At 71.9% G+C, this 14,378-nt stretch carries 11 protein-coding genes; 8 read left to right on the plus strand and 3 right to left on the minus strand.

The genetic code is table 11. The annotated features are described in order from the left end of the window. The first annotated feature begins 56 nt into the window (after positions 1-56). Both J2Z30_RS27115 and J2Z30_RS27120 read left to right on the plus strand, forming a co-directional pair. A complete protein-coding gene (locus J2Z30_RS27115; protein WP_044573781.1) occupies positions 57-1,667 on the plus strand; it encodes a succinic semialdehyde dehydrogenase in 1,611 nt (536 codons plus the stop codon). Positions 1,668-1,692: 25 nt separating this feature from the next. After that, positions 1,693-3,534: a GMC oxidoreductase gene (locus J2Z30_RS27120; protein WP_078956824.1), complete on the plus strand. Its 1,842-nt coding sequence runs from the start codon at positions 1,693-1,695 to the stop codon at positions 3,532-3,534. A 119-nt stretch (positions 3,535-3,653) separates the two neighbouring features. Here the strand turns inward: J2Z30_RS27120 and J2Z30_RS27125 are convergent, their stop codons facing one another. Next, a complete protein-coding gene (locus J2Z30_RS27125; RefSeq protein WP_107073343.1) occupies positions 3,654-4,667 on the minus strand; it encodes an LAETG motif-containing sortase-dependent surface protein in 1,014 nt (337 codons plus the stop codon). 790 nt (positions 4,668-5,457) lie between these two features. Further along, entirely contained in the window at positions 5,458-5,727 is a 270-nt protein-coding gene (locus J2Z30_RS27130) for a chorismate mutase (RefSeq protein ID WP_044573787.1), read from the minus strand. Positions 5,728-6,047: 320 nt separating this feature from the next. Here J2Z30_RS27130 and guaA point away from each other — a divergent pair, with 320 nt between their 5' ends. The 4 genes from guaA (at position 6,048) to J2Z30_RS27150 (ending at position 10,605) form a co-directional block, all read left to right on the plus strand. Then, on the plus strand, positions 6,048-7,634 hold the full coding sequence (gene guaA, locus J2Z30_RS27135) for a glutamine-hydrolyzing GMP synthase (RefSeq protein ID WP_044573790.1): 1,587 nt from the start codon (positions 6,048-6,050) through the stop codon (positions 7,632-7,634). Between the two features lie 101 nt (positions 7,635-7,735). Continuing rightward, entirely contained in the window at positions 7,736-8,533 is a 798-nt protein-coding gene (locus tag J2Z30_RS27140) for a class II aldolase/adducin family protein (RefSeq protein ID WP_020870576.1), read from the plus strand. A 105-nt stretch (positions 8,534-8,638) separates the two neighbouring features. Next, entirely contained in the window at positions 8,639-9,934 is a 1,296-nt protein-coding gene (locus J2Z30_RS27145; protein WP_078957360.1) for a hypothetical protein, read from the plus strand. 77 nt (positions 9,935-10,011) lie between these two features. Beyond that, entirely contained in the window at positions 10,012-10,605 is a 594-nt protein-coding gene (locus J2Z30_RS27150; protein ID WP_107073344.1) for a DoxX family protein, read from the plus strand. Between the two features lie 141 nt (positions 10,606-10,746). On the opposite strand, the gene J2Z30_RS27155 is transcribed toward J2Z30_RS27150, so the two are convergent. After that, complete coding sequence (locus J2Z30_RS27155; protein ID WP_044573800.1) at positions 10,747-12,621, minus strand: serine/threonine-protein kinase; 1,875 nt, start codon at positions 12,619-12,621, stop codon at positions 10,747-10,749. 124 nt (positions 12,622-12,745) lie between these two features. On the opposite strand from J2Z30_RS27155, the gene J2Z30_RS27160 reads away from it, so the two are divergent. Both J2Z30_RS27160 and J2Z30_RS27165 read left to right on the plus strand, forming a co-directional pair. Continuing rightward, the gene (locus J2Z30_RS27160; protein WP_044573802.1) at positions 12,746-14,056 is read left to right on the plus strand and encodes a PspC domain-containing protein; all 1,311 of its coding nucleotides are present in this window, start codon (positions 12,746-12,748) and stop codon (positions 14,054-14,056) included. Continuing rightward, positions 14,053-14,352: a hypothetical protein gene (locus J2Z30_RS27165; RefSeq protein ID WP_052701509.1), complete on the plus strand. Its 300-nt coding sequence runs from the start codon at positions 14,053-14,055 to the stop codon at positions 14,350-14,352. Before J2Z30_RS27160 ends, J2Z30_RS27165 begins: the two co-directional genes overlap by 4 nt. Positions 14,353-14,378: the final 26 nt, after the last annotated feature.

The following is a 14,378-nucleotide window of genomic DNA, read 5'->3' on the forward strand; positions in this document are numbered from 1 at the left end:
TGAAAGTTGTTACCGCCGGGTACCCAAAGCCGTCGGGCGGGCCTACCCTCGCCCCCATGACGGACTCGCACATCACGCAGGGCGGCGTCGGCAACCCGGTCGCCCCCGAAGGCATCCGCACCGCCGCCGACGTCGTCACTCCCGAGCTGGTCACCCGGCTCACCCGGGGCGTCGGCGGCAGCGGCACCACCGTCAGCCACACCCCGTTCACCGGGGAAGTCCTCGCCGCCGCCCTGCCCGAGTCCACCCCCGAGGACGTCGCCACCGCCTTTGAGAACGCCCGCGCCGCCCAGCGGGCCTGGGCCGCGACGCCCGTCCGGCGGCGCGCCGCCGTCCTCCTGCGCTTCCACGACCTGCTGCTGCGCCGCCAGCCGGAGATCCTGGACCTGATCCAGCTGGAGACCGGCAAGACCCGGCTGCACGCCCAGGAGGAGGTCCAGGGCGTCGCCATCGTGGCCCGCCATTACGGCCGTAAGGCGCCCGCGTATCTGCGCCCCAAGGGGCATCTGGGCGCGGTGCCCACCCTCACCAAGGTCACCGAACTGCGCCAGCCGCGCGGGGTCGTGGGCCTCATAGCGCCCTGGAACTACCCCCTCCAGCTCTCCGTGGGCGATGCGATCCCCGCCTTCGTGGCGGGCAACGCCGTGGTGATGAAGCCCGACACCGAGACCGCGCTGTCCGCCCTGTGGGCGCGCGAGCTCATGGTCGAGGCCGGACTTCCGGCCGGGGTGTGGCAGATCGCGATCGGGGACGGCCCGGTGGTGGGTCCCGCAGTGGTCGAGCGCGCCGACTACGTCGCGTTCACCGGTTCCACCCGCACCGGCCGCGAGGTGGCCCAGGCCGCCGCCGCCCGCCTGGTGGGCTGCTCCCTCGAACTCGGCGGTAAGAACGCCATGCTGGTGCTGCGCGACGCCGACCTCGCCCGCGCGGTCGACGGCGCGGTGCGCGGCAGCTTCGCCTCCGCCGGGCAGCTGTGCATCTCCATGGAGCGGCTGTACGTCCACGAGTCGATCGCGGACGACTTCCTGGAGCGCTTCGCGGCCCGTACGAAGGCCATGCGGCTCGGCACCGCCCTCGCGTACGGGGCGGAGATGGGCTCGCTCGTCTCGGAGCGCCAGCTGGAGACCGTCACCCGCCATGTGGACGAGGCCGTCTCCAAGGGCGCCACGGTGCTCGCCGGCGGCCGCGCCCGCCCCGACATCGGCCCGTACTTCTACGAGCCGACGATCCTGGACGGCGTGGAGTCCCCGATGGCCGTCTGCACCGAGGAGACCTTCGGCCCGGTCGTCTCCGTCTACCGCTTCCGCGACGAGGACGAGGCCGTCGAGCGCGCCAACGCGACGTCCTACGGTCTGAACGCCAGTGTCTGGACCAAGGACTCCCGGCGCGGCCGCGCGATCGCCACCCGGCTGCGCGCGGGCACCGTCAACCTGAACGAGAGCTACGCCGCCGCCTTTGGCAGCGTCGCGTCGCCCATGGGCGGCATGGGCGACTCCGGCCTCGGCCGCCGCCATGGCTCCGAGGGCATCCTCAGGTTCACCGAACCGCAGACGGTCGCCCAGCAGCGGCTGATGCCGCTCGGCCCGGCCTTCGGGATGACGGACGAGAAATACGCGGACTTCATGACCCGCAGCCTGCGTGCGCTCAAGGCACTGCGCCTGCGCTGACCAGCACATTTCAATGGAGGTACCAGTGTCAGGGGAGAAGTCTGCCCAAAAGCGGGTGCGAGAGCCCGGCCACGACGAGGACTTCGCCGACGACGGTGACTTCGACTACGACGTGATCGTGATCGGCTCGGGATTCGGCGGATCGGTGTCGGCCCTGCGCCTGACCGAGAAGGGCTATCGGGTCGGCGTCCTCGAGGCGGGCCGCCGGTTCACCCCCGAAACCCTGCCCAAGAGCTCCTGGGACCTCCGCAACTACCTCTGGGCCCCGGCCCTCGGCTGCTTCGGCATCCAGCGCATCCATGTCCTGGGCAAGGTCATGGTGCTGGCGGGCGCCGGGGTCGGGGGCGGCTCGCTCAACTACGCCAACACCCTCTACGTACCGCCCGAGTCGTTCTTCCGGGACCGCCAGTGGGGGCACATCACCGACTGGCGGGAGGAGCTGAGCCCGTACTACGACCAGGCGCGGCGGATGCTCGGGGCGCGCCTCAACCACACCCTCACCCCGTCCGATGTCCACCTCAAGGCGGCCGCCGAGAAGATGGGCGTGGGCGACACCTTCCATATGGCGCCCGTGGGGGTCTTCTTCGGGGACGGCCACGACGCCGACGGCACCACGAAGGCCGCGCCGGGCGGGCCCGTTCCCGATCCGTACTTCGGCGGCGCGGGCCCGTCCCGTAAGGCGTGCACGGAGTGCGGTGAGTGCATGACCGGCTGCCGCCACGGCGCCAAGAACACGCTCAACGAGAACTATCTCCACCTCGCCGAGCGGGCCGGAGCCGTGGTCCACCCGATGACCACCGTCGTCGCCCTGTGCGACGACCCCCACGGCGGCTGTACGGTCACCACCGTCCCGACCGACAACCGCCGTAAGGGCAAGCCGAAGGCGCTGCGCTCCCGGTACGTCGTCCTCGCCGCCGGTACCTACGGCACCCAGACGCTGCTGCACACGATGCGGGACAAGGGGCTGCTGCCGCGCCTCTCGGAGCGGCTCGGCGTCCTCACCCGCACCAACTCCGAGGCCCTGGTGGGCGCGCAGACCACCGACCGCCGCTACCGCCGCGCGCGGGGCGGGGAGGGGCGGGCGGACTTCACCCGGGGCGTCGCGATCACCTCGTCCATCCACCCGGACGAGAACACCCATATCGAGCCCGTCCGCTACGGCAAGGGCTCCAACGCGATGGGGATGCTCTCCATCCTGCAGATCCCGCACGGCGGGCGTGTTCCGCGCTGGCTGCGCTTCCTGGGCGCCAACCTCCGGCATCCCACCCTGGCCGTGCGCTCGCTGTCCAACCGCCGCTGGTCGGAGCGGACCATCATCGGCCTCGTCATGCAGACGCACGACAACTCGCTGACCACCTACCGCAAGCCGAAGGGACCGGGGAAGGGGCTGCTCACCGCCCGCCAGGGCCACGGCGAGCCCAACCCCGACCACATCCCCGAGGGCGCCGAGGCCGCCCGCCACATCGCCGACTCGATCAACGGCTTCGCGGGCAGCAATGTCGGAGAGCTCATGGGCACCCCGCTGACCGCCCACTTCCTCGGCGGCTGCCCGATCGGGGCGTCCCCGGAGGAGGGCGTCATCGATCCGTACCACCGGCTCTACGGCCATCCGGGCATCCATGTGGTCGACGGCGCCGCCGTCTCGGCCAATCTGGGCGTCAACCCGTCCCTGACCATCACGGCGCAGGCCGAGCGGGCGATGTCCCTCTGGCCCAACAAGGGCGAGTCCGACCCGCGTCCGGCCCCGGAGGCGCCGTACGAGCGCCTGCGGCCCGTCCCGCCGCGCAGCCCCGCCGTACCGGCGGACGCCTTCGGGGCGCTGAGGCTCCCGCTGCTGCCGGTGCCGAAGGTCCCGCCGCGCCCCTGAGCGCCGGGCAGTTGAGCGCCGGGGCGCCGTACGGGCTCCGCCGCCCGCCTGACCGCCGGGGTGCCGTACGGGCCGGAGACCAGCCCGTACGGCACCCCTCGGAACCGTCGCGAGGACCGTCAGACCGTGGCGCGACGGCGACGGACCACGAAGACCGCGCCACCGCCCGCGGCCATCGCCACACCGCCGATCACGGCGATCATCGGCAGCGCGGAGGAGGAACCCGTTTCGGCCAGGCTGCCCTGCGGGCTGATCTCCGTGTCGCCCTTCGGCTTGTGCGGCAGCGGCTTCTTGCCACCCTGCGGCTTCGGGTCGGCCGGCGGCACATCGCCCGGCGTCGAACCCGCCTTCAGCACGTCGAACTCGTAGTACTCACCGGTCGAGTAGACGCAGTTGCCCTCGTCGTCCGCGTACACGCCGACGCTGATGGCGTAGCCGAAGCCCTCGGGCGCGCTCTTGGCGACGCTCAGCCGGAGGTCGACCGTAAGGGTCTCGTGGGGGCGCACATCGGTGTAGCCGACGTAGCCGGAGCCCGGGTCGCTCTCGTCGGTGGAGATCGCCTTCCAGGCGCCGGACTCGGGGTCCTTGTACTGCAGCGTCAGGTACTTGCCCGTCCCGTCCGGGGCGGACTCGTGCACCGTGCCCGCGAAGACCCCGAAGTCGACCCGCTGGTAGGCGCGGTCCGACTCGTTCTTCACCTGGAACTTGAAGCCGTGGAAGCCGCTGCCCGCCACGACCTTCGACGGCAGGCCGACCAGGGTCGTGCTGAGCTCCGGGTCCTCGTTGTAGTCCCCGTCGTCCGCGCACTCGCCCTCGCCCGGTCCCTCGGTCGAGGTCGGGGTCGGGGTCGGGGTGGCGGTCTCGGTCGGGGTGGACGAGGGAGTGCCGGAGGGGTCGCCGGGGGTCGGAGCCTGGGTGGCGCTCGTGGACGGCGCCGGGGTGGTCGGCGTGGCATCGTCGGTCGGGGTCTCCGACGGCGCCGGGTCCTCCGGGGACGGCGTCACGGTGTCGGAGGCGGACGGCGACGGGCTCTCGCTCGGCGTCTCCGCGAAGGCAGCGGGGGCCGCGAGAAGCGCGGCGGGGGCTATGGCGGCCGTCGCTGCGGCGGCCGCCAGGGCGCGGCGAAGCTTCATGAAGACCTCTCTGGGTCCGTACGCATCGCCGGGGTGGGCGATACGCGTGTGGGAGGCCGTCGCGGTGGGGCGCGGGTATGGCCCTGCGTTTGCACGTACATGACCAGGCGAATGGCTGAAAGGTTGCCTTCACAGTTGCTCACAGAATGGTCACAGAATCCGCGCTGGGCGCCCTGCCTCCCACGTCATCACCCGTACGGCGCGTGACCGGCCCGCGCGCGGGCTCGTTGTGCCCGGTGCCGCGCCAGCCAGGAGCGGCCCGGAAAATCCACGCGTGGCTCAGATCCGCCGCAGCGATGAGACGCGGCCCCTGTGGTGATTCAGGCGGCCCGTCGTGGGACCTCGCTTCGGCGAGGTGACCGGTCGGCAGGGGACAGCAGCCCGGTCACCACCTAAGGGCGGTCGGCCCCGGGGACGCCTGGGGCCGACCGTATCCGGTCGAAACGGTTGCGCCCGGCGCTCCGCATCCACCACGATGCTGAGAGGGAAAACGCCCCCGGTCACACCCCGACATTGGTCCGACCACGCGGGCGTACGCCGTTCAGACACCCCTGACATACGGGCCCCATAAGCCAGCGGCGCAACCCCCCGGCGCCGCATCTCAGCACCGGCGCTGCCCTGACGCCGGTGCTGACCGCCTAGGGCCCCGGGGGCGCCCGCCCCGTTCGGGCGCTCCCGGGGCCCTTCGCCTGCCCGTGACCCCCGGCCCCGGTCCGCGTCAAGGGCTCATCCCGGACGGTGAAGGCCTGCCCGTGGCCGCGAGGGCGGAGGGATCAGACCCGGCCAGGGATCAGACCCGGCCCCGGCACAGCTCCAGCAGCGTCATGGCGAGCGTCGTGCCGGGCTTGCCCAGCCGCTGCCGGTAGCGGTCGAGGATCTCCATCTCGCGGGAGAGGTGCACCCGCCGCCCGCCCGCCGCGATCCGTGCCTCCTGGACGGTGGCCGAGACGGCCATCCGCTCCCGGACGAGATCGAGGATCTGCCCGTCGAGGGCGTCGATCCGCTCCCGCGCGGTGCCGATCACATTGGCGGCCTCTGTGGCCGAAACGCTGCTGCTCATGTCCGTATCTCCTGGTCCGGGTCGCGGAGCCCTGGAGTCCGGTCGAGACCCGGAGAGAAGACAGAACGCCCCGGGCCTTGCCGGCCCGGGGCGCCTGGGAAGTCGCTGTCAGTGTTTACGCAGCACGACCATGGCAGCCGGACGGGCCGGTGCCATAGGTAAAGACGAAGGTCATGTGCGTGGACATGGCGTCGATTATGGGCCCGTTAGAATCGAAAGTCCAAACCTGTGGTCCCGCCCCGAAGCCGTGGCCCCGCCGCAGTCATGTTCCACCGCAGTCATGTTCCATCGCACGCCACCACCGCCGGAAGGCCGCCGAAGTGCCATCAGCGTCCCCTGCTGCCGCCCCCGACACCGTCCTGGTCGTCGACTTCGGCGCGCAGTACGCCCAGCTCATCGCCCGCAGGGTCCGTGAGGCCCGGGTCTACAGCGAGATCGTTCCGTCCACCATGCCGGTTGCCGAGATGCTCGCCAAGAACCCCAAGGCGATCATCCTCTCCGGCGGCCCCTCGTCGGTCTACGCCGAGGGCGCGCCCACGCTCGACCGCGCGCTCTTCGAGGCGGGCGTCCCCGTCTTCGGCATGTGCTACGGCTTCCAGCTGATGGCCAAGGCGCTCGGCGGCACCGTGGACAACACCGGGGCGCGGGAGTACGGCCGTACGGCGCTCACCGTCACCAAGCAGGGCTCGACGCTCTTCGCGGGCACCCCCGACGAGCAGCAGGTGTGGATGTCGCACGGCGACGCCTGCTCCCAGGCCCCCGAGGGCTTCACCGTCACCGCGTCCACCGACGTGGTGCCGGTCGCGGCCTTCGAATGCGACGAGCGCAGGCTGTACGGCGTGCAGCACCACCCCGAGGTGATGCACTCCACCCACGGCCAGCAGGTGCTGGAGCACTTCCTCTACCGGGGCGCCGGCCTGGAGCCCACCTGGACCACCACCAATGTGGTCGAGGAGTCCGTGGCCGCGATCCGGGAGCAGGTCGGCACCAAGCGCGCGATCTGCGGGCTGTCCGGCGGTGTGGACTCCGCCGTGGCCGCCGCCCTCGTCCAGAAGGCCATCGGCGACCAGCTGACCTGCGTCTACGTGGACCATGGGCTGATGCGCAAGGGCGAGTCCGAGCAGGTCGAGAAGGACTTCGTGGCGGCCACCGGAGTGCAGCTGAAGGTCGTCGAGGCCGAGGAGCGGTTCCTTGCCGCGCTCGCCGGGGTGTCCGACCCCGAGGAGAAGCGGAAGATCATCGGCCGGGAGTTCATCCGGGTCTTCGAGCAGGCGCAGGCCGAGCTGGTGGCCGAGGCGGGCGCGGCCGGTGAGGACGTGGAGTTCCTGGTCCAGGGCACCCTCTACCCCGATGTGGTGGAGTCCGGCGGCGGCACCGGCGCCGCCAACATCAAGTCCCACCACAATGTGGGAGGGCTGCCCGACGACATCGAGTTCCAGCTGGTCGAGCCACTGCGCCGGCTGTTCAAGGACGAGGTGCGGATGGTCGGGCAGGAGCTCGGCCTGCCGGACGAGATCGTCCACCGCCAGCCCTTCCCGGGGCCGGGCCTGGGCATCCGTATCGTCGGCGAGGTCACCAAGGAGCGCCTGGACCTGCTGCGCGAGGCCGACGCCATCGCCCGCGAGGAGCTGACCGCCGCCGGTCTGGACCGCGACATCTGGCAGTGTCCGGTGGTCCTGCTCGCCGATGTCCGCTCGGTCGGCGTCCAGGGCGACGGCCGCACCTACGGCCACCCGATCGTGCTGCGCCCGGTCTCCTCGGAGGACGCGATGACGGCGGACTGGTCGCGGCTGCCGTACGACGTGCTGTCGCGGATCTCCACCCGCATCACCAACGAGGTGGACCAGGTGAACCGAGTGGTGCTGGACATCACCAGCAAGCCGCCCGGCACCATCGAGTGGGAGTGACCGGCCCGCGCCGAGGCCCGCCCCGCACCGTCCTGACTCTGGCCTCCTGCGATACCCAGAGGTAGCTTCCGCTCCAGCACACCAGAGGAGCGGAGCTGCCGATGACGAACCAGCCGCAGACCCCCACCCCGATACCGACCGACCAACTGCGGTTCACCATGCCCCCGCAGCACACCTCGCCCCATGACGAGCGCCGCTATCGCAAGGAGCGGCTGGCCGCGGCGCTGCGCCTGTTCGGGCGGTTCGGGTACGAGGAGGGGGTCGCGGGCCACATCACCGTGCGGGACCCGGAGTTCACCGACTGCTACTGGGTGAATCCGTTCGGCATGCCCTTCGGCCACATCACCGTGAGCGATCTGCTCCTCGTCAATCAGGCGGGCCAGGTGGTCGAGGGGCGCGCCCACGTCAACCAGGCGGCCTTTGTCGTTCACTCTTCCGTGCATCAGGCGCGGCCGGACGTCGTGGCCGTCGCGCACAGCCGCTCGGTGCACGGCCGCGCGCTGGCCGCGCTCGGCGAGCCGCTGGAGCCGATCACCCAGGAGGTCTGCGCGTTCTTCGAGGACCACGCGGTCTACGGGGGCACCACGGGGGTCGTCGTGGACGAGGACGAGGGGCGCGCGATCGCCGCCGCGCTCGGCGGCCACAAGGCCCTCATCCTGCGCAATCGCGGTCTGCTGACGGTCGGGGACTCGGTCGACGCGGCCGCGTGGTGGTTCATCACGATGGAGCGGGCCGCCCAGGTGCAGCTGACCGCGAAGGCGTCGGGCAAGCCGGTGCCCATCGACTACGCCGACGCGATGCGGACGCGTGAGCAGCTGGGAAACGATCTTGTGGCGTGGATCAACTATCAACCTCTGTATCTGCAGATCACCCGCGATGAGCCGGACCTGCTGAGCTGACACCCTCCGCGGTGCGGCACAATCCCCTCTCAACACATGTCAGTTGAGCGGTGCCGTGCGAACCCGCGGTCCCGTACGGAACGAGTGAACGACGGAGCGACCCGCGTGGCGGTGGAGCAGGCGGAGAACGCCACGACGGCAGAAGGCCAGCACCCTCATGGGCACCCGCACGGCCACAAGGGCTGTGAATGCCCTCAGGGGGCCCGTGAGGGCCACCGGAGGGCCGTGGCCACGTTCGTGGCCCTACGGGAGCGTTTCGCGGCCGGAGAGGGCCTTCCAAAGGCTCTCGCCCACTCGGCCGGGGCGTCCCGGCAGTGGGTCTCGGACGAGCTGGCCCACGCGGCCCGCTCGATGGCCGACAGCGGCCGCGCCGAGACCTCGGCCTGGCGCCACCGGGTGTGGCTGCGCACGGTGTTCGTGGTGTGGGGCGCGGCCGGGGCGCTGCTGATCGGCCAGTTGGCCACGGCGATCGGCGCGGGCTGGTCGGTCGCGCGGACGGCCGGGCTCACCGCCGCCGTGGTCACCGCCGCGCTGCTGACTCTCGCCGCCCGGCTGCACCGCGCGGACGGCGGCCCGCTCGCCCCGCTCGTCGGCGAGGACAACCGCCTCTCCACCTCCCGTACCGTCGCCGCCGCCTGGCTGCTGATCGCGGTCTTCGCGGTGCTGGTGCTCGGCGTCGAGCTGGCCGTGGCCCCCGGCGACCGGCAGCGGCTGACCGACGGGCTCGCCCTCGGCCACACCGCCGGGCTCCTTACGGTCGCCGCGCTGGCGTGTGCGGCCGCGGTGCTGGCGCGGCTCGTCGTGGCGGCCCGGGTGCGGGCGCAGCGGCTCCAGAAGGTGCGGGCCGTGCGCCCGCGCGCCGCCGATCTGCTGACCGACGACGCGGGCCGCGGCAGCTTCGCCGATGTGCAGTACGTCGTCGTCCACACCGTGGCCCTCGCCTTCACCGCGGTCCGCCTCGCCCGCGAGCCGTGGCGGCTGCCCGATGTGCCGTGGGGCCTGGCGCTGCTGGCGGCCGTGTCGGTGGTGATGTACCTGACCGGGAAGTACGCGGAGGGCGGCCGCCCGACCGTGCTGTCCGTCGTACGGGCCCTCCCCGAGGAGGGCGCCATCGACCGCGACGCCCCGATCCGCACCGGCGACGACATCGAGGTCCGCGGCAGCGGCTTCGTCCCGCCGGGCGCCCAGGACCCGGACCGGCTGGCCAAGCTGATGGTCCGCATCGGCACGGTGCACGTCCATGTCCCGCTGGTCCCGGTGGCCGGGGGCTTCAGCAGCCCCACGGACACCGCGCTCACCGTGCCGGTCCCGGTGGACGTGGAGCCGGGCCGGGTGGATGTGCAGGTCGTGACGGCCTCGGGGGCGGAGACCAACCGCTATCCCATCGATGTTATGGACTGAGTCGTTCCGGCCGGCCGCTCCGTATGGTTTCGTCGAACACGCAACCAAACGGCGGGGTGACGGGAGAGGCGGGCGGCATGAGACACGCGGATCGTATGGCCGGTTCGGGTACGGCGGGCAGCGGCGGGAGCGTGCACGGTATGGGCGGGATGGGTGGCGTGAGCGGTATAGGCGGGCAGCAGCAGCCCATGGGGATCAGAGCCACCGCCGGCCGTTACGCGCTGCTGCCGCTGCGGATCTTCCTCGGCGTCACCTTCCTCTACGCCGGAATCGACAAGCTCACCGACTCGGCCTTCCTGTCCGACTCGGGCTCGGGCTCGATCGGCGAGCTGATGCGCCAGGTGCGGGACACCTCGGCCGTGCCGTGGCTGGTCGACCAGGCCCTCAAGGACCCCACCGCCTTCGGCTACGCGATGGCCTACGGCGAACTGGCCGTCGGCCTCGGCATCCTGGTGGGCCTCCTCTCCCGCCTGGCCGCCTTCGGCGGCGCGCTGATCTCGCTGAGCCTGTGGCTCACCGTCAGCTGGCAGTCGGACCCGTACTACTACGGCAACGACCTGGCCTATCTGATGGCGTGGCTGCCGCTGGTGCTGGCCGGGGCGCCGTATCTCTCCCTGGACGTCGTCATCTCCCGGCGCCGGCGCCGTCAGGGCTCGCAGCTCTTCACATAGCTCGCGGTTCTTCGCACGGCTCGCGGTTCTTCGCACGGCTCGCGGCTCTTCGCATAGCTCGCGGCTCTCACGGGAGGCGCGTCTCTTCACGGGGCGCGCCTCTTCACGCGGGGCGTGCCCGTGCCCCCGGGTCTTGCCCCGTCATTTGATGATGCGGAAGCCGTTCCGTACCTCGTCGAAGATCGGCCGGTAGGTGCTCCAGTCCGCGTCCGGGGCGCTCAGGTAGATCGCGTACTCCTTGTCGCCCTCATTGCCGAAGCCGAGGTCGATCGCGCGGAACATCCGGACCTCGCCGCGGAATTTGAACTCCCAGATCGCGGCGGGCATGCCCTGGTACTTCGTCTCCTGCAGCCGCAGCCGCTCGTAGATCGGGTACTCGCTCTTGTCCTTGAACGCGACCTCGAGGTCCTCGAAGTGCTGGACCTGGTTGCCGGAGGCGAAGTCCAGGACGTTGATCCTGAAACCGGCCAGCCCGTTGGGGTCGAGGTAGCGGACCTCCTGGGTGCGGTCGACCGTGTTGCCGTCGGGGTCGTTCTGCTCCTGGCGGGTCCAGCCGTCGGGGATGGGGAGGGAGAAGCCGAACTTCTTCTCGGTGACGATGTGGTAGCCGGACGGCGCGTTGTACGGCCTGGTCGGGGCGGCCGACGGCTTGCCCGTGGCGGAGGACCCCCCGCCGTTCCCCCCGCCGTTGTCGTGGTCGAGGCCGAACACATAGATGCCGCCCGCCACGGCCACGACCGCCAGGGACGTCGCCGCGGCGGTCCACACCCCCTTACGGCTCTTGCGCGCCGGAGCGGGGGCGGGCGGGGTCACCGGCGTCTGGGCGGTCATGGACGGCGTCGAGGCGGTGAACGGCGTGGGCGTGGGCGGGGTGTGCTGTGAGCCGGGTGTGTTCCCGGTGCCCGGGGGGTGCGAGGGAAACCGTGGGTCCGACGCGTGCGGTGTGCTCGGAGTGTGCGAAGCGTTCAGCGGGTTGTGCGGAGCGCTCATCGCGTTGTGCGGAGTGCTCGGTGTGTGGGTCGTGTGTTGATACGGGGTCGGTGTCGTGGGCGCGTTCGGCGCGGCGTGCGCGTCCGTGCCCGTGGCCCGGTCCGTGCCCGTACCGGGCTCCCGCCGCGTCGACAGGTTCATGGTCGCGTCGAGGGGCGGATTCTTGGTGGTCGTATCGAGCGGCGGGGTCTGCAGCGATGTCGTCTCGGGCTCCGAGGCCGGGAGCCGCAGGGTCCGTTCGGTCTCCTCGGCCGTGGGCCGCAGCTCGGGCTCCTTGGCCAGCAGGCTCTCGATCAACGGGGTCAGCGCGCCCGCACGTATGGGCGGGTCCAGCGGATCCACGGCGATCGCGTAACCCGTCTCGATCGCCGTGGCCTTGCGGAACGGCGGCCGCCCCTCGACCGCCTGATAGAGCGTCGCCCCCAGCGCCCAGAGGTCCGACGCGGGGCCGGGCTTGCGGCCCCTGACCCGCTCGGGCGCGATGTAGTCGATGGAGCCGACGACCTCGCCGGTCTTGGTCAGCGTCGAGGTGCCGGTGGCCATGGCGATGCCGAAGTCCGTGAGCACGACCCGGCCTTCGGGGCCGAGCAGCACATTGCCTGGCTTGACGTCCCGGTGCAGCACCCCGGCCGCGTGCGCGGCCCGCAGCGCGGCGATCATGCCGCGGCCGATGCGGGCGGCCTCGTCCGGCGAGACGCGTCCGCCGTCCTTCAGCAGGTCGGCGAGGGTCGTGGAGGGCACGTACTCCATGACGATGCACGGCAGTCCGTGGTGGTCCACCACGTCATGGACCACGACCACGTTGGGGTGGGTGATGCGGGCCGCGCTGCGCGCCTCGCGGCGAGTGCGTTCGTGCAGGGTCGTCAGCTCGTCATCGGCTAGGTGCGGAGAGACATAGAGCTGCTTGACCGCGACCTGGCGGCCCAGCAGTTCGTCCTCCGCGCGCCACACCTCGCCCATGCCACCACGGCCGATCTTCTCGACCAGGCGGTAACGTCCGGCTATCAGGTGGCCTTCGTCCGACACCGCTCTCCCCTCCCGCACACGTTCGATGCGACACGATAGCCGCCGTGACCCCCGGGGAGATCTCAGGGAAGACCTAGGGGCATGCCGGATGTCGCGAGTACGGCCCTGTTGTCACCATGGACGCATGACCGAAGCACCCACCGTGGCGGACGAGGCCGAGGCCGCGTCCGGTTCCCGCCTGTCACAGACGCCCCTTCGGCGCAGTCGTGACCATAAGGTGATCTCGGGGGTCTGCGGAGGGCTCGGCCGCTACTGCGATCTGGACCCGGTGATCTTCCGGGTGGTGCTGTCGGTGCTGGCCGTCGCGGGCGGCCTCGGTCTGATCGTGTACGGGTTCTGCTGGCTGCTGATCCCGTTCCACGGCGAGGACGAGAACGAGGGGCGCAGACTGCTCTCGGGCCGGGTCGAGGGCCCAGGGCTGACGGCGGTGCTGGTGGCGCTGGTGGGCTGTGGGCTCTTCCTGTCGATGGTCAACAACGGCGGCGTCATGTACTTCTCGTTCATGCTCGCCCTCGCGGCGGCCGGTGCGGGCTATTGGTCGCACCACCGGCGGCAGGCGGAGAGCGTGGGCGCGGTGGACGCGGCCACGGCCCAGGCCGTCGCCGACGCGCCGCCGGAGACCAAGGCGCCGCCCACGCGCGGCGGCCCCGGCCCCTCCTGGTGGCGCGACCCGATCGTCAAGGACGGTACGACCGGGCCGCTCGGCGCCGGGGCCGGGTCGCGGACCGGCTATCTGTGGGGGCCGGACGACGGCCCGTACGACAAGCGGGAGGCGAAGGCGGAGCGGGCCCGCCGGGTGCCGGACCGGGCCTCCATCGGCGGCTGGGCCTTCCTGGTGGCGGTCGCCGCCGCCGTGGTGGGGGCGCGGGCGGGATGGTCCTCGCAGCCGCTGGGCACCAGCCTCGAGATCGGGTTCGCCTGCGCGCTGGGCGTCTTCGGGCTCGCCCTCGTCATCAGCTCCCGCTGGGGGCGGGCCGGCGGCGGCACGGTGTTCCTCGCGCTGCTGACGAGCGCGCTGCTGGCGGGCGCGGCCGCCCTCCCCGATGCCGTCACCCCCGACTGGGCCCGGCGCACCTGGGCCCCGACCTCCGTGGCGTCGCTGCGCGACGGCTATGAGCTGGGCGGCGGCGTCGCCGAGTTGAAGCTGGACCGGCTGCCCCTGAAAGCGGGCAGCTCCGTCTCCAGCCGGGTGGAGATGGGCGCGGGCAAACTGGCCGTGACGGTCCCGCGCGACGCCCGGGTGAGGCTGGACATCGAGGTCGGGATCGGCGACATCTGGCTGCCGGGCGCGAAGCGGGACAAGCACAACGTCGACATCGGACCGGGCCGGGAGCGCAAGCTCACCCTGGAGCCGGTGGGCGGCGGCAAGGCCGAGGGCACGGTCTCGCTGAAGCTGGAGATGGGGCTGGGTGCGGTGGAGGTGAAGCGCTCATGAGGCGCCGTTCGTTCGGTCATCGGTTCGGTCATCGGGCCGACCACTCGCGCGGTCACCCGCTGGGGCACGCGGCCCCCGACCGGTCCCGCCATCCGTTCGAGCCGGGCAAGCTGGTGGCCGGGCTGGTGATCCTGGGCGTGGCCGCCGCGTACGGGATGGACGCGGCCGGGGAGTGGGACGTCCGCCCGGAGATCGCCCTTCCGGCCCTCCTGTGCGGCCTCTGCGTCGCGGCCCTGACCTCGGCCCTCACGTACGCGTTCCGCCGCCGGTCGGGCAGGGCGACGCCGGACGACTGAGGGGGCCGCGGGCGCTGCCGCGGGGT

The sequence above is a fragment of the Streptomyces iranensis genome (genome assembly GCF_017874715.1).
Taxonomy (GTDB): Bacteria; Actinomycetota; Actinomycetes; order Streptomycetales; family Streptomycetaceae; genus Streptomyces; species Streptomyces iranensis.